Source organism: Psychrobium sp. MM17-31 (genome assembly GCF_022347785.1).
Classification (GTDB): domain Bacteria; phylum Pseudomonadota; class Gammaproteobacteria; order Enterobacterales; family Psychrobiaceae; genus Psychrobium.
In genome coordinates, this window is sequence record NZ_JAKRGA010000005.1 from 295,217 (window position 1) to 316,260 (window position 21,044).

At 42.8% G+C, this 21,044-nt stretch carries 19 protein-coding genes; 10 read left to right on the top strand and 9 right to left on the bottom strand.

Features of this window, described 5'->3' with window-relative positions; genetic code table 11:
• Positions 1-120: 120 nt before the first annotated feature.
• The gene (locus tag MHM98_RS16065; RefSeq protein WP_239440381.1) at positions 121-543 is read left to right on the top strand and encodes a GNAT family N-acetyltransferase; all 423 of its coding nucleotides are present in this window, start codon (positions 121-123) and stop codon (positions 541-543) included.
• An 18-nt stretch (positions 544-561) separates the two neighbouring features.
• Positions 562-1,563 carry an adenosine deaminase gene (gene add, locus MHM98_RS16070; protein ID WP_239440382.1) on the top strand — a complete coding sequence of 334 codons (1,002 nt, stop codon included), beginning with the start codon at positions 562-564 and terminating at the stop codon, positions 1,561-1,563.
• 162 nt (positions 1,564-1,725) lie between these two features.
• On the opposite strand, the gene MHM98_RS16075 is transcribed toward add, so the two are convergent.
• Positions 1,726-2,802 (bottom strand): acyl-CoA desaturase, encoded by a 1,077-nt coding sequence (locus MHM98_RS16075; RefSeq protein ID WP_239440383.1) that lies wholly within the window; start codon positions 2,800-2,802, stop codon positions 1,726-1,728.
• Positions 2,799-3,839, bottom strand: coding sequence for an FAD-binding oxidoreductase (locus MHM98_RS16080; RefSeq protein WP_239440384.1), 1,041 nt, complete (start codon positions 3,837-3,839; stop codon positions 2,799-2,801). The genes MHM98_RS16075 and MHM98_RS16080 overlap by 4 nt, the downstream gene beginning before the upstream one ends.
• Positions 3,840-3,987: 148 nt before the next feature.
• Between MHM98_RS16080 and MHM98_RS16085 the strand changes: the two genes are divergently transcribed.
• The 4 genes from MHM98_RS16085 (at position 3,988) to MHM98_RS16100 (ending at position 7,676) form a co-directional block, all read left to right on the top strand.
• A complete protein-coding gene (locus MHM98_RS16085; protein WP_239440385.1) occupies positions 3,988-4,569 on the top strand; it encodes a rhomboid family intramembrane serine protease in 582 nt (193 codons plus the stop codon).
• A gap of 11 nt (positions 4,570-4,580) precedes the next feature.
• Positions 4,581-5,399, top strand: a complete 819-nt coding sequence (locus MHM98_RS16090) for a GNAT family N-acetyltransferase (RefSeq protein WP_239440386.1) — start codon at positions 4,581-4,583, stop codon at positions 5,397-5,399.
• A gap of 45 nt (positions 5,400-5,444) precedes the next feature.
• Entirely contained in the window at positions 5,445-6,041 is a 597-nt protein-coding gene (locus tag MHM98_RS16095) for a hypothetical protein (protein ID WP_239440387.1), read from the top strand.
• A gap of 90 nt (positions 6,042-6,131) precedes the next feature.
• Complete coding sequence (locus tag MHM98_RS16100; RefSeq protein WP_239440388.1) at positions 6,132-7,676, top strand: polyamine aminopropyltransferase; 1,545 nt, start codon at positions 6,132-6,134, stop codon at positions 7,674-7,676.
• Here MHM98_RS16100 and speD read toward each other — a convergent pair.
• The 7 genes from speD to MHM98_RS16135 all read right to left on the bottom strand — a co-directional run bounded on the left by speD (position 7,673) and on the right by MHM98_RS16135 (position 15,685).
• On the bottom strand, positions 7,673-8,143 hold the full coding sequence (gene speD, locus MHM98_RS16105) for an adenosylmethionine decarboxylase (protein WP_239440389.1): 471 nt from the start codon (positions 8,141-8,143) through the stop codon (positions 7,673-7,675). The two genes, MHM98_RS16100 and speD, sit on opposite strands and share 4 nt — an antisense overlap.
• A 100-nt stretch (positions 8,144-8,243) precedes the next feature.
• Entirely contained in the window at positions 8,244-8,657 is a 414-nt protein-coding gene (locus tag MHM98_RS16110) for a VanZ family protein (RefSeq protein ID WP_239440390.1), read from the bottom strand.
• A gap of 78 nt (positions 8,658-8,735) precedes the next feature.
• The gene (locus MHM98_RS16115) at positions 8,736-9,068 is read right to left on the bottom strand and encodes a hypothetical protein (RefSeq protein WP_239440391.1); all 333 of its coding nucleotides are present in this window, start codon (positions 9,066-9,068) and stop codon (positions 8,736-8,738) included.
• A 178-nt stretch (positions 9,069-9,246) separates the two neighbouring features.
• The gene (gene ccoG / locus MHM98_RS16120) at positions 9,247-10,632 is read right to left on the bottom strand and encodes a cytochrome c oxidase accessory protein CcoG (protein WP_239440392.1); all 1,386 of its coding nucleotides are present in this window, start codon (positions 10,630-10,632) and stop codon (positions 9,247-9,249) included.
• Positions 10,633-10,805: 173 nt separating this feature from the next.
• A complete protein-coding gene (locus tag MHM98_RS16125) occupies positions 10,806-11,618 on the bottom strand; it encodes a DHHA1 domain-containing protein (RefSeq protein WP_239440393.1) in 813 nt (270 codons plus the stop codon).
• Positions 11,619-11,664: 46 nt separating this feature from the next.
• On the bottom strand, positions 11,665-13,092 hold the full coding sequence (locus MHM98_RS16130) for a sigma 54-interacting transcriptional regulator (RefSeq protein WP_239440394.1): 1,428 nt from the start codon (positions 13,090-13,092) through the stop codon (positions 11,665-11,667).
• Between the two features lie 70 nt (positions 13,093-13,162).
• Entirely contained in the window at positions 13,163-15,685 is a 2,523-nt protein-coding gene (locus tag MHM98_RS16135; protein WP_239440395.1) for a zinc-dependent metalloprotease, read from the bottom strand.
• 249 nt (positions 15,686-15,934) lie between these two features.
• Here MHM98_RS16135 and MHM98_RS16140 point away from each other — a divergent pair, with 249 nt between their 5' ends.
• From MHM98_RS16140 to MHM98_RS16155, 4 genes are read left to right on the top strand one after another with little or no spacing between them, the layout of a single operon-like run.
• Positions 15,935-16,351 carry a GntR family transcriptional regulator gene (locus MHM98_RS16140; protein WP_239440396.1) on the top strand — a complete coding sequence of 139 codons (417 nt, stop codon included), beginning with the start codon at positions 15,935-15,937 and terminating at the stop codon, positions 16,349-16,351.
• Positions 16,344-17,258 carry an ABC transporter ATP-binding protein gene (locus MHM98_RS16145; RefSeq protein WP_239440397.1) on the top strand — a complete coding sequence of 305 codons (915 nt, stop codon included), beginning with the start codon at positions 16,344-16,346 and terminating at the stop codon, positions 17,256-17,258. The genes MHM98_RS16140 and MHM98_RS16145 overlap by 8 nt, the downstream gene beginning before the upstream one ends.
• Positions 17,259-17,266: 8 nt before the next feature.
• On the top strand, positions 17,267-19,138 hold the full coding sequence (locus tag MHM98_RS16150; RefSeq protein ID WP_239440398.1) for a hypothetical protein: 1,872 nt from the start codon (positions 17,267-17,269) through the stop codon (positions 19,136-19,138).
• Positions 19,131-21,008, top strand: coding sequence for a hypothetical protein (locus tag MHM98_RS16155; protein ID WP_239440399.1), 1,878 nt, complete (start codon positions 19,131-19,133; stop codon positions 21,006-21,008). The genes MHM98_RS16150 and MHM98_RS16155 overlap by 8 nt, the downstream gene beginning before the upstream one ends.
• Positions 21,009-21,044: the final 36 nt, after the last annotated feature.

Genomic DNA, 21,044 nt, shown 5'->3' on the forward strand with positions numbered 1-21,044 from the left:
CTAATTCCTGCATCCATGCAGTCATAGGCGAGCGACGAATAACGCAGCGAAATGCCATTAGGCAGCGTCTTCAACATAATTGTGGCATCATGTTTAAGTTACCAACCTATAAAACTAACGATGCCATCAATTACATATCATCATTTAGAGCCAATTAAATTTCCCCTCGTTAATAAATATTATCAAGCGCAGGGCAGTAATAATCGGGCTTCGAAAAACCAGCAAGTTGTGATCGCTAAAAATCAAGAAAACCACATTGTTGGCGTAGCAAGATTGTCTCCAATTGACAGCCATTGGCTACTTACAGGTGTTCATGTTGCACAAAGCGTTCGCGGGCAGGGAACTGCATCACAATTGGTAAATACCCTATGCGAAAGCCAAAGCATCGTTTTCACCTTCGCATTTGAACATTTAACCGCGCTATATCAAGGATGTGGCTTTGAAATCATCGTACCAGCGGATATACCCTGTGAGCTAGCGCAAAGGTTTAATGCCTATGTAAAACAAGGACGCAAAATTGTTGTTATGATAAGAAAAAATTAAAACAAAAAGGTGCCTGCAATGATCAATAGAAACATTCCACTGACAGATATTCACCGTCATCTCGATGGCAATGTGAGATTGCAGACCATTTTGGAGCTTGGCCGTCAATTCAACGTAGCGCTTCCTGCCGATAACCTTATCGATTTAAAACCTCATGTGCAGATTGTTGAAAAAGAACCTTCACTAGTCGCCTTCTTAGCGAAACTCGATTGGATGGTGGGTGTGATTGGCGATTTAGACGCAGCCCGCCGTATCGCTTTTGAAAATGTTGAAGATGCCTTTAACGCTGGTCTTGATTACGCTGAGCTGCGTTTTAGTCCGGGTTATATGGCGATGAGTCATAAATTACCAGCACAAGGTGTTGTAGAGGCTGTGGTCGATGGCGTAAAAGCGGGCCAAGAAAAATTCGGCGTGCGCACTAACCTAATCGGTATCTTATCTCGCACTTTCGGTGTTGATGCCTGCCAAGTTGAATTAGACGCTATTGCCAGCCAACGCGATAACATTGTTGCCGTTGATTTAGCAGGCGATGAGTTAGGGTTTCCTAGCGAATTATTCGTTGGCCAGTTCAAACAAGCCCGTGACGCTGGATTTAATATCACAGCACACGCAGGTGAAGCAGCAGGCAGCGAAGCCATCTGGTATGCGATACAAGAGTTAGGTGCATCTCGCATTGGTCACGGCGTGAAAGCGATTCACGATCCCAAATTAATGGATTACTTAGCTGAGCACCAAATCGGTATCGAGTCTTGCCCAACCAGTAACGTACAAACCAGCACGGTCAGCGATTACCAAACTCACCCGATTAAAAAATTCTTAGCTCATGGCATTAATGTATCGCTCAACACCGACGATCCAGGCGTGAGCGATATTGAAATAGCCCACGAATACACGGTAGCAGCGAAAGCTATTGGTTTAACGGAGCAAGAGCTATTAACGCTACAACAAAATGGATTAAAACAGGCTTATTTATCAGCCGCCGAGAAACAAGCGCTGATTGAGAAGTGTAAAGCTAGATAAATGAAAAGAGCATCAAATTTGATGCTCTTTTCGTATCCACCTTATTAGCTAGATTTCGATGTATGTGGAGTAAATCTTATTTTTCAGGGATGAAAAATTAAGCCAACACGGATGTTTTCACGGCGAATTTACGTAACATATTTCGAAATCTAGGCCCATGATTTAAACCGTAGTTACTTGCTTCTTATCAGGCAACGAGTAACGCAAAATTCGCTTTACTACCCCGCTATACTGCGTCCAAAAACTTCCGGTGTTGTAGGGAATACCAAACTCCTTAAAAACAGTCTGCACCTGTGGCGCAACTTCCTGATAACGCGATGATGGCATGTCAGGAAATAAGTGATGCTCGATCTGAAAACTCAAATGTCCCGTCAACACGTGAAACCAGTGTTTCCCTTGAATATTCGACGAGCCCAACCCTTGGCGATAATACCAATGGCCCAAACTTTCATTTTCGATCGATTCAGACGTAAACGTATGAACATGTTCGGTGAAATGACCACAAAAGATAATAGTTGATGTCCACAAATTGCGAAGTGAGTTAGCAATGGCATTACCCGCAATTACCCACAAGAACATGGGTCCGGCAATCGCTGGAAAAATTACGTAGTCCTTAATCAACTGACGTGCGCCTTTGCTAAAGAAACGGCGCTTTAACTCACCGTGATTAACGCAATCGCGACGGTTGTCTTTTTTCTTGCCAAAGAATACACGTTCGCCAGCGAGCTCGTGATAAGACACGCCCCACTGAAATAATACGCTTAGATTAAAGTAAGTAATAAACTGCCACAGATTCTTAACTCGCCATCTAAAATCACTCGATAAACGCAACAAACCGTAACCAAAGTCGCGATCTTTACCTATCACATTAGTGTAAGTATGGTGCTCGTAGTTATGCACTCTATTCCAACTAGCACCATCACACGCAATATCCCATTCATAAGATTTCGAGTTAATGTGCTTGTCGTTCATCCAGTCGTATTGACCGTGCATCACGTTGTGGCCAATTTCCATGTTTTCTAATATTTTAGCCAACGCTAATAACAAAACACCGACAACCCACAATGCGGGATGAATAAATACCGTCATTAGCAATAAGCGGCCGCTCCATTCGCAATAGCGCTGACGACGAATCACTTTGCGAATATAGGCCGCATCATGCGATCCCACCTTAGCCATAGTGCGTTGTTTTATGCCATCAATAGCCGTTTCAAAAGCTTTGTAATCTATTTCGCTCATTGCGTTAACTCCAAATCACTCATCGGCTGCGACACACACAGCTGAATTAGTTGTTCACCTGCACCAGATAGCTGGCCAGTACGCATGTCTTTCACCACACCACTCTTTTTCACGCATTGGCACTGGTGACAAACGCCCATGCCACAACCGCGAATAACAGATTGCTGCAGACGCTCTAGTTCACTCAATAAGTTTGCTTGATTAGAGACTGTGAGTTTTTGACGGTTGTATTGCACCGCAAAGTCTTGCTGCTGCTCGCTAATTTCAGGCAACACCGAGAATTGCTCTTCGAAATATGAAAAGCCCAATGCGTTAGCTTGCGAACGTACTTTTTTCATTAACTCGGCAGGACCACAGCAATAAACATCTCGCGGTTGCTCATCGACAAACAACGGCGTGACTTCGTGTTGCTGGCGATTGCATAGCTCTAGTGAGAAGTGAGCGTATTCTTGCGCAAGCGCAGAAAGCTGTTCGACGAAGAAGTGTTGGTCATGTGATGCGATATAACGCAAATGCACGGGCTGTGAATAGCTTGCGAGATGCTGCGATAACATTGCAATAATCGGTGTAATGCCAGAACCTGCGGCGATCATAGTGACAGGCAACTCATCGCTTTCAAAAACAAATTCACCAGTTGGCTTCGAGATTGAAAGCCACTGACCAACAACAGCAACATGCTCTAGTGGCTGAGTAAATTGTCCAAATTGATGACGCTTAATTAATAACGTAATTTGGCGATTTTTCTTAGCTTCATTAGGCGAGATAGCAACGGTAAAAGTTCGGTTGAGCAAACGACCGTTCGCTTCAATCGTCAATTGAATATGCTGACCAGCACGATGAATCGGCCATGTTCGAGGCACCGAAAGAGTCAGTAAACTGCAGTTGGCGCGCGAGTGGTCAACCTCGATAACTTGCGCTCTATAGGTATCAGAGCGCCATGCTGGTAACCATTTCTGCACAACAGGTTCAAAATATGCCGCCAAGCTTTGATGGTGTAAAAACCATTGGCTCAATTTATTGATAGTTCGAGATAACATTTTAAGAGTACACTTGTTAGCTGAATTCAGCGCACAAGTGTACGCCATAAATTCAAAATGTAAACAGCTGTTTTGAAAGAGCAGTTAATTTAAAAACATAATCAATTGGTGTATTTTGTCAGCATAACGTTAGAATCGAGAACTTGATTTGCCATCATTAAGCCCTAATGCCTTGATTAGTAAATGTAAAAAACAACCTTTAACAATATTGGTCATGATTGTTTGTGGCGTGGTCTATGCTGCTTTTTGGCAAAATGGGCTCGACGCTATTTCACTATGGTTTATGCAACAACAGTTCTCGTTTTCCTCCAGTTGGCAGCTTGTAACTCCTAGCTTCATTCATTACACACCACTACATCTCATTACTAATCTCGCAGTATGGTGGATTTTATGCCAAAGGCTTAAGCGCTATAACCAATGGTTTTTGCTGTTACTTTTTGTTGTTAGTGCTGCAACTTCGAACCTAAGTCAATGGCTAGTAACAGGCCCTGAATTTGGCGGACTTTCGGGGGTTAACTACGCTTTATTAGGCTACTTGTTAATTGGATTTCAATTAACGAAAGACGAAGAGTTCAAAGTCGATCCTCTTTTGATTGGATTGTTACTTTTAATGATTCCACTTGGTTTTAGTGAGTTGATGGGTAAATATGCAAACTTCGCCCATTTAGGTGGTTTGATTGTCGGTGGCTTATTTGCAACCATTCAATTTGCGGTATTTAAAAAACAGTAAAAGGATTTGTTATGACGACATTACGCCCGATGTACATGAGCGATCTAGTAACAGTATTAAAAATCATAGATGCCCACGACGAAGACGATGCAACAGCTGCTGAAGATGATTATCAGAGTGACGGTATCGAAAATCAATTCGTTTTAGAACTCGGTGAAAAAATTATAGGTGTAACTGGCTACAGAGCTATAGAGGCTAGCGACAATAGTTACTGGTTATCGTGGACCTATTTATCACCGGATTATCAACGACAAGGGCTAGGCAGGCAGTTACTGCAACAATTAACCGATAAACTACGAGAAAAGTCAGCTCGTAAGCTATTTGTAAAAGTGTCTGACTATTGTGAAGACGGTAAAAAACTATACGAAAATGCCTTTCATGCCTATCGCTCATTTGGTTTTACCGAAGAAGTTATCAATAGAGATTTTTACGAAGAAGGCGAAAGCCAGCACATATTGAGTTTTGATTTTTCTAATAAATCTCAAAATGTGGAATCGGAAGCTCAAGGAAAAAAGATCATCGAAGAACGCCCTAATATCCAATTTTGCGGATTATATGAAATTGCTGAGACAGATGGCTCTTATTCTTTTCGGTGGGAAGTTAAAGAAACTAAAAAACTCTTTGCTAAACGAAACTTTACTGCGGTCGACGTACAAACTGGCATCGACGCCGCTAAAGAACAAGGTGCTCGAAAAATATACTTGACCTTTCCGTCAAATTTGCCTTTAATTCACAAGCCGCTGCAGGATGCTGGTTTCGATTACGTCGGTTGCCTGTCAGATTATTATGAAGACGGCATACACGAATATCATTTTGTTTACAGTTTCTAAACTGCCAACACCGTGACAAAGATTACTTAATCAAGGAAGCACATCATGAACAAATCAGTATTTACCATCGTTAAAGTCGTTGCTATTGCAGCTATTATCGGCTGGGTTTTCTTTTCTAATGACTCAAACGACACAGAATATGCGAAAGACGAAATCGATCTAAACTTAGTACTCGACGTTACAGTTGAAACACTGCATACAGTATCTGAAAATACCCCAGAAGGAACCGACGCCGATCAGGCATTTATCGGTCTAGCAGATGCCCTAGCTGTTGATTACAATAAATCTCAGCCAGCGATTTACAAGTCTGAAATTGGCGTTTCTCCTCAAGTTGACGCTTCATTACTTGCCTTTGCTGACGACAACAAAAATAAAGAGTTAGATGAAAATGAAGTGGCACTATTTAAAATTGAAATCGACGGTGAAAATGCGCGTATCATAGCCTCAAGTCGCAGTGGTGCAGTAAACGATCATCATTTCAGTGGTACAGCTCTTATAGCTGGTTACTTAATTGGTTCAATGTTAACTCGTCAGCGCGCAGCTGGGGTATCGTCAAAATCACTTGCTAATAAGAAAACGATTACATCAAGAGAAGCCGCCAAGGCTCGTGCAGGTTCAGGTAGCCACTCTAAAGGTAAATAAGTTCATACCTCTTATACAACAAAGGGCTCTTCGAGCTCTTTGTTGTTTGTCTATTTGCGCTATATCCCTCTATCTAACTGAAAAATAACTATGTCTACTCCACAAAGCGTCACCAGTAGAGACTTGTCTGATCAACAAGCGCGTATTCTACTTTTTTCCATTCTTATCGTAGCGCTGTGCGGCATTGTCTACGAACTAATTATTGGTACAGTTTCATCCTATTTGCTGGGTAATAGCGTCTACCAATTCTCCCTCACCATTGGTGTGTTTATGTTCGCAATGGGCGTAGGTTCGTTGATATCAAAATACTTCGACGATCAATTTGTTCGCAATTTTATTACGATAGAAATAGCCATTGCCATGATTGGCGGTATTTGTAGTATTTTGCTGTTCATGACATTCCCATACGCTAGAGGGCTCTATGAGCTAGTCATGTATAGCCTAATACTAATTATCGGCGCTTTAGTCGGTATGGAAATTCCAATATTAACCACACTTCTATCGAAGCGAAAAAGCACTAAAGACTCTATAGCCAATGTAATGTCATTAGATTATTTAGGCGCATTAATAGGGTCGGTATCATTTCCGTTATTACTGCTGCCCACACTTGGATTAGTACAATCTTCCTTTGCAATTGGTTTGATTAATATTAGCGTTGCCATAGTTAACGTACTGGTTTTCAAAGATCATCTCCGTAACTACAAAGTAATGCGCAATAGCTGCTTTGCGATTCTCGCCTTGTTGATTGGCTTTATCGTTTACGGCACCAAAATAACCAGTTTTGCAGAGAAACACCTTTATTTTGATCAGGTGGTTTATTCTCAGCAAACCCCTTATCAAAAATTAGTCGTTACTCGTTCAACAACAAACCGCGATCGAAAGCTTTACATTGACGGCCATATCCAATTTTCATCACGCGATGAATATCGCTATCACGAAAACTTAGTTCACCCTACACTTTCAGTTGCTGGTTCTCGTAAAAATGTGCTTATTCTAGGAGGTGGTGACGGCTTAGCCGCAAGAGAAATTTTAAAATATGACGATGTTGAGCAAGTTCATTTAGTGGATATTGATCCAGAAATGACTAGGATTGCTAAAGAGCTACCTTTTCTAAAACGACTCAACGAAAAAAGTATGTGGTCACCAAAGGTGACAGCTTTTAACGAAGACGCGTTTAGTTTTATCAATAAACCGGGAATTTTATACGACCGCGTAATTGTCGATATGCCAGATCCACATAACGAAGCCATCAATAAACTCTACTCCAAAGAGTTTTACACCATGATAAAACGCAGAATGGCCGACAATGGCGTATTAGTGACTCAAAGTTCATCTCCTTTTTTCACCCGTCAGGTATTTTGGTGTATTGAAAAAACACTCGACCACGTATTTTCAAACACGCTTAGCTATCAAACAACACTGCCATCATTTGGCATTTGGGGATTTAACATGGCCCGTAAAGGAGCAAGCTTACCTAACGAGTTTACATTTGATATTCCGACGAGAGCCATTACCGCTGAGACAATGTCTGCAGCAATGGTGTTTTCAAAAGATATGACGAAGGTCGATACACCAGTTAACACCATCATGGTGCCAAAACTATATCATCTGTATATCGAAGATTTGAGCCGCTAACCGCGCAAGATATTTTTCACTTCAACACGCTCAGGTTGGAATATAGATTCCAATAACGAAATCGCTTTTTCTGGCTGAGCATTACCACACATAAAGGCATCAAAAGCGGCATAATTCAGCTCCGGCCATGTGTGAACACTAATGTGTGATTCGGCAAGCAAAGCTACGCCTGTAATACCGCCACCACCAGCAAAGGTGTGAATATGTATGTGCAATAAGGTTGCGCCAGCAACTTGTGCGGCTTGAGTAAGTGCATCTTCCATCAACTCGATATTATTGAGATCTGAAGCACCATGAAAGTCCGCAATAAGGTGTTTTCCAGTATTACCAATGACTGCAGAAACGTCACCCTCAACATTATTTTTACTACTGTCAGCAACGTCACCTGACGAATATGACTTACTAATTTGTTTATCAATCATGGGGTTGGTTACGACGTAATTCGCATCATTTACCGTGCTATTCATTGGTAATCTAGTCCTTTATACAATGCTGTGCTGTGCTGTGGTGCATTAAATTTCTGTTGCTCGACTATAGCACAGAGTTAGCAATAATGAACAAGTCGGTTTAGCGCCGATGAGACACACTGTGATTGATCAGTTGAGGCCAAAAATAGACAAGCAGCCATGAAATCAAACTCGCCAGCCCAATTCCTGCTAAATCAGCCAAATAATCGTAAATATCTAAGGTGCGACTAGGTAAGAAATGTTGACTCAGTTCTTCGATAGTTACAAACAATAAAACGGCACTACTACCCCAATAACAGTGGATTTTTTTCCAATGCCATGTTCGACATTTAGTTGAGAGATTAGCGAGTAAGGTGAGCGTGCCAAAAATGCAGAAATGACCAATTTTATCGCCATGGGGAAGCTGGGTAAAAAACTTAAACCAGCCAACCATTTGGCCGGTATTGGCGAGATAAATAACCCAAATGATAAAACAAGAAAAACAAACGGCTAAAGCGACAAATAATCGATGCATAACAATTAGTGCGTGAGTAAATGAATAAAAGACAGCTCACTTTAACCCTTTAAAACTGTACCTAATCTTGCTGTGAAATTATTTTGAAATAAGCGTTAAATGCTCACTGGAAATAATGATTTGGCCGTCTTTTTGACGCAAGGTAACCTCATCACCTTTTGCCACTACATTGTCGAATTCGAGCTCAACATTACCACTCAACACGCGCGTATTATCACTCATTTTAACGATTTGAGAGTTAGAACGAGTGGTTAATGGACCAGAGTATTGAATAATCACATTGCCGTTAAATGCATGAGTGCCAGCGTTAATAGAAGTGGTTTGTTGTTGTGCAGTGATAGTGAAGTCTTGTGCAAAGCACGCGCCTGAGGTTAACGCTAAGAAGGCTAGAGAAGCTGATAGTTTTTTCATAATAGTCTGATTTCCTTATTTGAAGTTGTGCTAGATACTCTAGATACAACTTTATCGAGTCCTTGATGAACATATACCCAACCAATATATTGCGGTGGCTTGAACATAAACTAACAGAATAAAAAGGCGCTGGCCATAAGTTAGGGTATGACCAGCGCAAAACCTCCACAATAAAGGGTTACTCGCTATAGAATCGCGATTCGTGCTTAATTAATACTTCGCCAGTTTCCATATCGCTGATAATAAATTCGATAGGAAGTACGCGGCGCGGTAAATTCACCGGATCAGCCGTTAGCGTAATGACCTGTGACGACATCTCGCCTGAATCTATGGCAAAGGTTTTAGTCAAACTCGATTGAATACCATCGATACCAGTTGCACGAATACTAAAGCTGCGCGCTTGTGGCGCTTTGTTTAGCAGCTTGAGTTGATAGCTATTCTCTATTAAATCGTCGTTATTAATGCGATATAGCACGTTGCGATCGCGCAGAATATTGAGCTCAACATCTGAGCGCGTGAACCAATAACCTGCCATTGCCGCGAATATCAAGATACAAGCGATGCCATAACCAATTATTTTTGCTCTAAACAAATGCGTTTTACCGCCTTTAAGTTCGTGTTCACTAGTAAAACTAATCAAGCCTTTCGGATAATTAAACTGCGACATAGTTTGATCACAAGCATCGACACAAGCACCACAGTTAATGCATTCATATTGCAAGCCATGACGAATATCGATACCTGTCGGACACACATCAACACACAAATTACAATCAACACAATCACCTAAGCCCATGGCTTTGTGATCGTCTTTACGGCGACGACGGCCACGATCTTCACCACGGGTCGCGTCATAGCCAACAAGCAAGGTATCTTTGTCGAACATCGCCGATTGAAAACGCGCGTAAGGACACATGTGCAAACACATTTTCTCTTTTAAGAAACCAGCATTGCCCCAAGTACACACTGCAAAAAAGACAATCCAAAACCACGCTAAACCGCCGAGAGAGCCATCGACGATACTCGTGTAAAGTTCGAGCGGCGGCATAAAATATGAGATAAAGGTTGTCGCCGTTAAAAACGCCACCACAATCCAACTTGTGTGTTTAAGGCTCTTCTTAACGAACTTCTCGCCGTTCATTTTTTGCTTGTCGAGCTTAATACGTTTATTGCGGCTACCTTCAATCTTTTCCTCTAACCAGAAAAACATGAATAACCAATGAGTTTGTGGACACAAAAAGCCACACCACACACGTCCTAACCACGTTGTGACAAAAAAGAGTGCGAATGCGGCCACCATAAAGAGGCCTGCAACTACGGGAAAGTCCTGCGGGTATAAGGTACTGCCAAAAACGTGCATTTGACGATTGGCGAGATCGAGATAGATGGCGGAATGACCACCGATTTCTATCCAAGGTAAAACGACGAATAACGTCATTAAAAACATGGCAATACCACGACGGATACGTTGGTATTTACCCTTTTGTTCGCGCACATAAATGGCGCTTTTCTGATTACTACCAGGGGCAATAATCAGATCTTTTGGATCGATGTTTACGGACATGCTCTTGCTACTTTTTAATAAATTTATACCTCGCTATTGGCAAGTAGCGCGCCAATTTAAAACAAAAATAACCTATTGAATATTAATGAAATTTAATTTTATCGCCCAAGACAACAACGCGATATATCGCGACACCCACGACATATCGCGCACAATGTATTATTTAAAGGCAATTAAATATCGATTGCCGGCTTGTCGACAGCAAAGCCTGCTGCGTGAAAGTGACCACCACCGCCATATTGCTCAGCCACTTTGGCCACATCGATACCGTCTTTAGCTGAGCGCAGCGAATAAACGCGTTTGTCCAAACGGTCGAAATATAATGCCGCAAACGGATAACCTTGCGCCAATTGCTCTCCCATTTCACTAATGAGATGCGTCGCATTAACACAAGGGACGCGATAACCGCCGATAGTTGCCATTGGCACCTTATCTCCCTGTGGTGTTTTCGCCAACTGTAGGTTTTGATAATCGACAATAGCACTGCCTTTAACAATTAATTCAGCAACTTTCTCGTCGTCGAGATACGGTTGCCACACATCAAGCTGCTTTGGCAGAGTTAACAACGCCGCTGAAACTTCTTTACTCTGCGGCAGCTGCCACCGCCACAAATCGCGGTCTTGCACGTATTTCAACACTAGTGGCGTTGGCAATTCAGGATTTAAGGTTTCCCAAGTTAGCACCGCGCCTGAGCGTGTCATATCAAATACGCAATAATCTAAACCGTCGAGATCTTCCATCGCACTTTTATGATGATCGATTACCGTCAGTTTTTCAGCTTGCTGATTAAGGGAAATTAAGGTTTGGCGATCATAAGAAAAGTCGACAATAAACACCGTTTTCCCTGTCACATCAGGCGCTTCATGGCCGTATTGCGCTGGCAAATAATCACACTCAACACCCAGCTTGTCGCAATACAGCTTAACCGCTAACGCCGCACCAAAACCGTCGGCACAATCCTTGTGGTAAATACATAAATAACTCATCTCAACTGCCCTTTTTCAAATCTGTTTCTTGCTTTAATTTCGCGGATTATTCTGGCCTTGCTATCGCCAATTTCTTCATTCTCGAACGCAACGTACTCTCTGGCAACTGCAAAACGGCAGCTGCACCTGTTTTGCCGCCAATACGCCATTGGCAATGCTTTAATACGCGCTCAATGTGTTCTCGCTCAGCTTCAGCCATAGTGCACATGGCTTTATTGCTCTTATTGCCATTTGCACTGAGCTCACGCCTAACTTCCATGATGTCATTGGTGGTTAAAATAGCCTCGTGTTCAAGCACATTTTGCAGCTCACGAATATTGCCCGGCCAATGATATTGCTTAAGTTTTGTTAGGCTTTTCTTTTTGATACCACGAATGTTTTTACCTAACTTGGCATTGAGCTTGTGAATAATCTCATGGCATAGCGGTTCGATGTCTTCAATACGCTCACGTAGCGGTGGAATATGAATTGGAAACACATTGAGGCGATAAAATAAATCCATCCGAAACGTGCCTTCATCCACCATTTTCTGTAAATCGCGATTAGTAGCGGCAATAACTCGAATATCCACCTTAATAGTTTTATTGCCACCGACCCGTTCAAACTCTTGCTCTTGCAGCACCTGTAGTAACTTGCCCTGCGCACTTAATGACAGCTCACCAATTTCATCGAGAAATAAGGTGCCGTTATTGGCGATTTCAAAACGTCCTTTACGGCGTTCAATTGCCCCTGTAAAGGCACCGCGTTCGTGACCAAAGAGTTCAGACTCCAACAGGTTATCAGCAAAGGCCGCACAGTTAACTTTAATCAACGGCGTGTTGCTACGCGGACTGAGCTGATGAATATTACGCGCCACCAGCTCTTTACCAGTGCCGTTTTCGCCGAGGATTAATACGGTGCTTTGTGTTTGTGCCACCAACTCAAGCTGCATTAGCATTTTTTCAAACTGCACACTGTGACCAACCAGCCCTTGACCAGACCATTGTTGCTGCAGCTCGTTAATGAGGTAGGTGTTTTCTGTTTGCAGCTGTTTTGACAGCGTTTTTACTTCGTCCAACGCGTCGTGAAGGGCTTTTTCGGCTGTTTTTTGCCGAGTTACATCGCGAAATACCGCGACAGCGCCAATGATGTTGCCATCTCGATAAACCGCCGTAGTCGTGTATTCCACAGGAAATGACGAGCCGTCTTTGCGCCAGAAAACTTCACCACTGACTTCGCGGCTTACACCGTCTTTAAGGGTGCCATAAATTTTACATTCGCAAGCGGGATAATGACTGCCATCAGCATGGCTGTGGTGGTGGTATTGATGAATGTTGTGACCGAGCATTTCGCTGTTTTTCCAGCCTGTCATGCGTTCGGCAGCGGGGTTTATAAATACTGCATTGCCATCTAAGTCAAAGCCATAAATGCCTTCACCTACGGCGTTTAACAGCAAATCAGAATCGGCTAAATATTGTTTTATCTCTTGAAACATCTGTCACAAACCCAAGACCACGAAATATCGAGGGTATTGTGACAGAGTTATTTAACCTTGAATAGCGTTACTATTTATTCACGGTTACTTTTGGCTCTAGACCTTCGCCTAATTTAGCCGCTAAACCTGCATAACGGTAACCATTTAGACGACCTGCATGCTTTCTAGCAGCAGCTTCTAGCTTGTACTTAAGCTCTGCAGCGATACCGCGAACCATTGCAACATAAGCTGCTGAAGGCTTTTCACCGCGGCTAGACTTAACTGGCGCCATGTCTTTTAGCAATTTAGCTACAAAGTAATCTTGCAGCATTACGCGATATTGATCAGATTGTGGGCGACGAGATTTAATATCACCGTAAATCGCTTCAACGTACTTATTCATAGTTGCAACTGGATCCATCACATCTTGACCAGCCGCTTGCAGCTTGATTAGCGAATCTAAACGGTAAGACGTTAATGGCGCGCCAACTGCAGAACGAATAATGTAGTTTGCGTATTGCTCAAACTTGTCGTAACCAATGCGCTCTAGAATTTGTTCATTATTCCAGAATGCAGGTAGGTTAACGCCGTTGTCGATTAAGAACTCAACTGCACGCTCTTGCTTGTCTTTGGCGTATGGCACGAACACTTGCTTGTCTTTGTGCGCTTGCGTTAACTCGTTGCGATACATCACACCACCAACCGCTTTAGCCACATGGCCAAGCTCGCGAGCGTGTTGCTGAACAACAGTTCTGTAAGCACTATCTAGCTCGTCGTAACCTTTGTTTGGCTCGAACGTAGAAGCTTCAATAATGTTGGCTAAGATGCGTTCTTTGTTCTTCTGACCTAAGCGAGTCGCTTCAACTGGGTCGTCACCGATAGCTTCAGTTAAGATACGCGGATCTAACTTGCTGCCTTTCGAGTATGCATCCCAACGTAGGCGCTTATCTGTTAACTGACGATCAGCAATCTTGTTTAACAACTTCGCTTCTTCTTTTGGCGATAAATCACCTGGGAATTCTTTGTAACCCCACTCGATAGCGAACTTATCGTACGGACCTGGATCGTAATCAATTGGCGATACACCGTCATCTGGCTGCATTACGTAGTTAAAGCGCGCGTAATCCATGATTGATGAAGAAACACCAAACTCTTTAACGAATTCAGGATCGCGTAACTGCTCGATAGTGTACGAGTTGTTACCGATAAAGTTGTGGTGTAAGCCCGTTGAATGACCAACTTCGTGTGCCACAACAAAGCGCACTAAGTCGCTCATTACGTCGTTTGGCAGTGGTAATTTCTTAGCGCGTGGATCTGTTGCACCCGCTTGTGCGAAGTACCAGCCTTCAAGTAGCTTAATAACGTTGTGATACATGCGAACGTCGGCTTCAATGATTTCACCAGAACGCGGATCGGCTACGTGCGGCCCTTGTGCATTTGGAATGCCAGACGGAATCCAACGAATTACCGAGTAACGTGCATCTTCTGGGTCCCAATCTGGATCTTCTTCCATCGTTGGGGCCATTTTCGCGATAATCGCATTTTTAAAACCAGCTTGCTCAAACGCAGGCTGCCAGAACTCGATACCTTCACGAACAGCTTCAACAAAGCGTTGTGGCGTGCCGCGATCGATGTACCAAACGATTGGCTCCTTTGGTTCACTGATTTCTAATTCTGGATTCTTCTTCTCTAAACGCCAGCGCTTGATAAAGCTAAAAGTATCTAGCTTGTTCTTCTCTGAGCTGTAGTCTGAGTAATTAGCCGTGAAGTAACCCACTCGCTTGTCGTAAAAACGCGGCTTCATTGGTGTTTCAGGTAGGGCAAAAATAGAGTGACGAATTTCGTTAGTCTGGTTACCTTTGCTGCTATTAAATTGTGCTAAAACAGTACCTTCAATGTTCTTTTCAAAGGCTTTAACTTTAGTGATTAGCGCCGCTTTTCCATTTAACTTGTACTTAGTCGCTTTAGGATTGCGTGGATTCGGGAATAAATCCTTGCTGCCACCTAAGTAAAGCTTAGTGATGTCGATAACTGGCGATTTAGCTTCATCTTTCGAGAACGTAGTAATCGGGAATTTAGCAATGATACCGTCGATAGATGCTTTCTTAACAACTAACGATTCTCTTGAACCATCTTCAGATACCACAGAGTAGTTGCGGTTGCGCAGCAATACATTGTCGCCATGACGCTCAAATACCACGTATTGACGGCCAATGTCAGCACTGATTAAACCTTTACCCGGTTGTGTACCAGACGTTTTGATTTGCCATACGAATTCACGACCAAACTCAGCGGCCGGAATTTCGAAATACACTTTGCTATCAACAAGGTGAGTCGTAAAAATACCTTCAGATGTTACCGCTTTATCGGTGATTACATCATCGTATTTTTTAAATTTGTCTTTTTTCTTCTTTTTCTTTTTAGCGTCACTTTTAGCGCCTTTTTTCGCATCAGCTTTTGCTTTGTCGTCAGGTGCTTTTTTAAAGCTGTCTTGAAGAGCAACAGTTGCTTGATCAGCAACTAACGCTTCTGATTCCGGCAACACAGTAGCCTGTGCAAATGCCGTTACATTGGCGATGCTTAGCACCAACAATGACTTTTTAAATAACTTCATAGGAGGAACCTGTAGTCAGTTGAATTCAATATTATTTTTATCAGGCCGTATGATGCCACGTTTGCAGCTAGGAATACGTTTTTGGCGGGAAGATTTTGTAACAAATATTTAGCAATAGGCGATTTTCAAACACAGACAAAAAAACCTAATTGAATATTCGATACTAATAAAAATCCCGATCATTTCTTGCACACCTCACCAAAGTGTATTACTGTACTAGTACACATAGTACACCTAAGATTTAAAATAATGACCAAAGTGACTGCTATTGCGATCCAGATAGTCCCCGGGGACGCCCGACCTATCTTTCGCCAAATAGTCGATGAAATACGCAAGGAAATAGCCACTGGCAATATTCCAGCTGGCGCGAAATTACCGAGCGTGCGTGGCCTAGCCATGCAATTAACCATTAATGCCAATACCGTTGCCAAGGCATACACTGAACTCACCAACTTAGGTGTGTTGGAATCTCGAAAGGGATTGGGTGTGTTCGCGTGTGAGGTGAGTCAGCCGTTATCAAAGGCTGAGCAAACCGAAAAGTTAGCCGAGGCGACGCAACTATTTGTTAATGAGGTCATGCATTTAGATTTTACACCGCAACAGGTGAGTGACCATGTGTTGGAACAATTGAATAAATTAACTCAACGAGATCAAAACAATGACTGATTACATCATTGAAACCAAGAGTTTGACGAAACGCTTTGGCAGTAAAATAGCGTTAAATTCTTTAGAATTAGCTATTCCCAAAGGCGGAATTCACGCGCTGATTGGCGCTAATGGCGCAGGTAAATCGACGCTGTTTCGAATTTTACTGGGGCTAGAAGCACCCACGCTTGGTACTACCGAAATTCTCGGCGCTAACAGTCGTGAACTCACGCCTGAGCAGCGTGGAAAAATTGGCTACGTTAACGAAGAGCACACGTTGCCAACATGGATGACTGCCGATGAAGTGATGCAAATGCAGCGCAATCTATACAGCGGCTGGCGTCAGGACATTTTTGATAATGTACTCGGTAATTTCGATGTGCAGGGACACCAAAAAATATCTGGCTTATCACGCGGTGAACGCGCAGGTTTGAACCTATCGATGGCACTAGCGCAATCGCCTGATTTACTGATCTTAGATGAACCAACCTTAGGATTAGACGTTGTTGCTAAGCAAGCCTTTTTAGAAGCCTTGATGTACACAGAAACCGACAATAACACCACCATTATCTATTGTTCGCATCAAATGGAAGAGATAGAACGCGTGGCGGAAAACTTAGTGATTATGGAAAAAGGTGAGCTCAAATACATGGCCAGTCCAGATGAGTTTTTAGAACGTATTCACTACTGGATTTGCGATTTCGACGGTCCAGCACCTGCCAATAATGAGATTCCTGGGTTACTGACAAAAAAATCCATCGAAGGTCAATATCACTTAGTGGTTACCGATCAAGATGCCGCCGAGTTTGAAGCTTTCCTCAAGCAAAGAAATGCCGAATCTATTGTTCGTTCGCCAATTAATTTAGAGAAGGCGGTCAATTCGGTATTGGCGCAAAACCACAAAGCACCAAAAGCTGAAATAGCTTAGGAGTTATCATGTTTGATTTGTTTAAAAGCGAGTTTAAACGCTTTCGCTTAGTGGCTCTTATTGCCTTTTTAGTGCTGATGTCCGGTTGGATTTTTTACGGAAAAATGCTCTCAATTCTCAACCCAATTGAGATTAATCATTTCATTCTGATGTTAAGTGCGCTCGGCGGTGGTATCGGTGTTGGTGCGGTTCAAATGTGGCTGCATACCCGTAAAAACCATTGGACTTATTTAGTTCATCGGCCGATGCCAATGGCTAAAATTCACTTAGCGCTTAGTGCAGCCGCCATTGCGATAATCACACTTGGCTTTATTTTGCCGTTTTTCATGGTGGTGACTTATCTCGACCTAATGACTAATAACGCAGTCGATTTACGTCATTATCTCACTAGCCTAAACATGCTGTTTATCGCCATTAGCGCCTACTTTATTACCTCGTATGTAATGCTTTCGGCGTCAAAGCTGACTGTTATTTCTCTATGGATGGTGACCTACATAATCTCGCGTCAGAACGTCGAAGCTAGTGTAGTTATCTTTATTGCGTTGATTTTTGCGGTATTGAGTTTTTACATGGCGCATAACGCGTTCAAAATCGATCGCACTCAACTATCAACTAAAAAGCCGATGATTGTCTTGGCAAGCATTAGCATGCAACCGCTGCTGTTTGTTCTCTTAATCATGGCACAGGCTGTGTATTACCATTTACCTCTAGCGATAACTAAATCGCATCCGAGTAAAGACTTGTCCCGTGATACTCATTTTGCATTTGAACGCATTGAAAGCTTGCAACAGTTTGAGAAGATTATCGCCAACAGCGATAGCCCGATAGCTCAATCTCTTGCCCGTCAATTGCCGCTGGCTCAGTTTGAATATACCTGGCTGCTAACCAAAGATCAGACCGTGAAAGGTCAAATATTTAACGCCGATCGCAGCTACTCAATGTGGACTAGCGAGATGGATTCTTGGGTCTTTTCTCATGATGAAATGGTGTTTAAAGGACGCAATTTTCTCAATGACAAGCTCGTTGGCTATTTAACCAACCAAGGTTTTGTCGATTCACTCGATAAAGTCACGCCACAATCGCGCTTCGAGTTTGTGCCTAACATCATTAATGATCAATTGATTTACACCCAAAACAAGCTGTTTAAGGTGGATTTTGAACTGCAAACCATCACTAAACTGTTTCAAACTTCGGCGGATGAAAAACTGCTAGGCAAACCAGTTAATGTCTTTGACTTATCCATTCTGCGCACTAACAAGGCCTTGTTATTGTTTGATAAGACAGATGCGATGACTGCGGATAAACTAATAGCGCCATTACATCGCGTTGAATATCCAATTGCACCTGAAAATCGCGTCACCGTGAAAATTTCACAAATGACCGATGGTTATTTAGTGATGTTTACCAGCGACCACTTCTATGGTTTCGAACGCGGCGGCAGTGAGTTGATTTACGTTGAACACGAAGGACAAATTAGCTCAATTGCGAAAATTGATTTTGACCAATATCACTTCCCTCGACTACTGACAGAGCAATTTTTTACCTTGTCGCCTGTAGTTGCCAACGTAATAGATTTCACCTTAGGCCGTTTGTTAACGACCCCAAAAACGGCACCTGAGTCGATGAAGTATTTTTGGCAACGGGATTATCCAAGTTCGATCTGGCTGTTCTGTCTTGGTATAGCTGTTTTCTCAGCGCTTGTGACCTTCGCTGCAGTTAGAAATCTACCGATGAGTGGTAGTAATCGTTTGCTTTGGATTGCTCTTAGCACCATTGGCGGCCTACCGGCATTAATCGCCTTTTTTGTTCTCAACGATTGGCGTGAGGCGCTGCGCGCTTTGCGCGGCAAAAACAACAAACAGGAGCTGTCTCATGTTTGATTTATTTAAAAACGAGTTAAAGCGTTTTGGCAAATTAGCGCTAATTATTTGTGTAATTTCCATCGGCTATTGGCTCTATCATTCGCTGACGATGCCGATTGTCGAAACCACCAAAAACAAAGTATTCTTTACGAACGTTTGGGTGATGGTGTGCAGTTTAGGTTTTGGTATTTTGCAGATGGCCCTGCATCGCCGCAAAGCCCATTGGACCTATCTTGTTCATCGTCCGATTGGCGTGAAAAATATTCATTTAGCCCTTAGTGGTGCAGCTGCTGTCATGTTATTTGTCGCCTTGGTACTACCTATTTTTGTTGTAACTATGGGTTACGATTTAGGCTCTAATCTAGTCATTGAATCGCGCCATTACCTGCGCCCGGTTCAGCTTTTTTTAGTGGCACTCGTTAGTTACTTTATCGGCTCATTTATCGTGCTATCACCGCATAAAATTGCCTTTTTGTCGCTAAGTTGGTTAGTGTTCGCGTTTAGCTCAAATGACATAGTTAGCAACGAAGTATTATTTGGTGTTTGTCTGTTGTCGTTAGCTATTGTTTTCACCTTAGCAAGACTGTCGTTTAAAGAGGATTTGTCGGCTCAGCTAAGCAATAAACCAGCGGTAATTTTCAGCGTTTTAGCCTTACAACCGGGGTTAACGGCGATGTTGATGGCCTCGCAATTAGTGCATTATCACCTACCGATGATGATGTTTGACGCCCATCCAGATCAATACACAGTGGAGCAACAAGAAGGCTATTACAGTCAGGTCTGGCGCATGAAACCGTCAGAACTCATCGAAAAATTTGTCGATGACAATAACGCCCAAAAATCACAGTTAGTAAAACGCAGTGAAAATGCTGAAGTGCAATGGGTTCGCTCACGCTTTATGCCACAGCCATTTGTTGGCCAAGCGCATCATCACGATCGTCAATTTGCGCTGACAGATAAAGCTAATCAAGCGATATGGGTATTTTCTCATAACCTAGGTGTGTTAGTTGGCACACATCAGCTAACCGATGAGAAACTTGGCTATATTGGTGCTCGTGGCTTCCTTGCTCCTGAAAGCAATATAACGCCCGACGATGTGTTTAACGGTGTGCCTAGCGTGCTGTTTGACCAGTTTATTCAAACCAGAAACGCGATTTACGTGATTGATTTTCAGCAAAAAGAAATGGAGCTGAAGCATCAACTAGGCGACGATGAAATCTATCTCAGCACCCTAGCTCCCGGCGAAACCCATGACTTTTACGCTATCGCATCAAATAAAAAGCTCTATTTGTTTAATACAGCAAACTTTGAAGAAGCCAATGATTATAGCGAGCCAGCGGTAGAGCTGAAACATCCATTTTCGTACAACAACAGCACCACTATTCGCTATACCGATTTAATCGATGGTTATTTAATTGAATACAAGTCTAGTGTGTTGTTTGGCTTTAATCGTCCGGGAATTGGCTTGGCGTTCATCGATCACCTCGGCAAGGTTGATGTGCTCGCTCATCATGAATTTAAAGGCTATCGCGCTCTACCGCAGTGGGTTGCAGATCAAGATTACTGGTTCTCACCAATTATCGTTGGCACGCTATACGCTCAACTCGATAATCTTAGATATCCATCTCGTCCAGAAGGCGGACTACAGATGAAGGATGCTTTAAGCATGGTATACGCGCAAAGCACTTATATCGTAGCTTTGGTTGCTGCTCTCTTTAGCGCCCTAGTGACCTTTGTACTGGCTATAAAAATTAAACTATCCACCAGCAACACTATCATGTGGACAGTGTTAAATTTAATTTGCGCTCTGCCAGGGCTAATTGCCTTTTTGTTCATGACCAATTGGCGCGAGTCGCTATACGCCGCCAAACATCAACCCAATAACTAATCCCCTAACGCAGCCCAATCGGGCTGCGTAACTAGG

Excerpts from the sequence above, each read along its gene's own strand:
- MHM98_RS16065 (WP_239440381.1), top strand. The coding sequence starts at position 121 with ATGCCATCAATTACATATCATCATTTAGAGCCAATTAAATTTCCCCTC.
- add (WP_239440382.1), top strand. The coding sequence starts at position 562 with ATGATCAATAGAAACATTCCACTGACAGATATTCACCGTCATCTCGAT.
- MHM98_RS16075 (WP_239440383.1), bottom strand. The coding sequence starts at position 2,802 with ATGAGCGAAATAGATTACAAAGCTTTTGAAACGGCTATTGATGGCATA.
- MHM98_RS16080 (WP_239440384.1), bottom strand. The coding sequence starts at position 3,839 with ATGTTATCTCGAACTATCAATAAATTGAGCCAATGGTTTTTACACCAT.
- MHM98_RS16090 (WP_239440386.1), top strand. The coding sequence starts at position 4,581 with ATGACGACATTACGCCCGATGTACATGAGCGATCTAGTAACAGTATTA.
- MHM98_RS16095 (WP_239440387.1), top strand. The coding sequence starts at position 5,445 with ATGAACAAATCAGTATTTACCATCGTTAAAGTCGTTGCTATTGCAGCT.
- MHM98_RS16100 (WP_239440388.1), top strand. The coding sequence starts at position 6,132 with ATGTCTACTCCACAAAGCGTCACCAGTAGAGACTTGTCTGATCAACAA.
- speD (WP_239440389.1), bottom strand. The coding sequence starts at position 8,143 with ATGAATAGCACGGTAAATGATGCGAATTACGTCGTAACCAACCCCATG.
- MHM98_RS16110 (WP_239440390.1), bottom strand. The coding sequence starts at position 8,657 with ATGCATCGATTATTTGTCGCTTTAGCCGTTTGTTTTTCTTGTTTTATC.
- MHM98_RS16115 (WP_239440391.1), bottom strand. The coding sequence starts at position 9,068 with ATGAAAAAACTATCAGCTTCTCTAGCCTTCTTAGCGTTAACCTCAGGC.
- ccoG (WP_239440392.1), bottom strand. The coding sequence starts at position 10,632 with ATGTCCGTAAACATCGATCCAAAAGATCTGATTATTGCCCCTGGTAGT.
- MHM98_RS16125 (WP_239440393.1), bottom strand. The coding sequence starts at position 11,618 with ATGAGTTATTTATGTATTTACCACAAGGATTGTGCCGACGGTTTTGGT.
- MHM98_RS16130 (WP_239440394.1), bottom strand. The coding sequence starts at position 13,092 with ATGTTTCAAGAGATAAAACAATATTTAGCCGATTCTGATTTGCTGTTA.
- MHM98_RS16135 (WP_239440395.1), bottom strand. The coding sequence starts at position 15,685 with ATGAAGTTATTTAAAAAGTCATTGTTGGTGCTAAGCATCGCCAATGTA.
- MHM98_RS16140 (WP_239440396.1), top strand. The coding sequence starts at position 15,935 with ATGACCAAAGTGACTGCTATTGCGATCCAGATAGTCCCCGGGGACGCC.
- MHM98_RS16145 (WP_239440397.1), top strand. The coding sequence starts at position 16,344 with ATGACTGATTACATCATTGAAACCAAGAGTTTGACGAAACGCTTTGGC.
- MHM98_RS16150 (WP_239440398.1), top strand. The coding sequence starts at position 17,267 with ATGTTTGATTTGTTTAAAAGCGAGTTTAAACGCTTTCGCTTAGTGGCT.
- MHM98_RS16155 (WP_239440399.1), top strand. The coding sequence starts at position 19,131 with ATGTTTGATTTATTTAAAAACGAGTTAAAGCGTTTTGGCAAATTAGCG.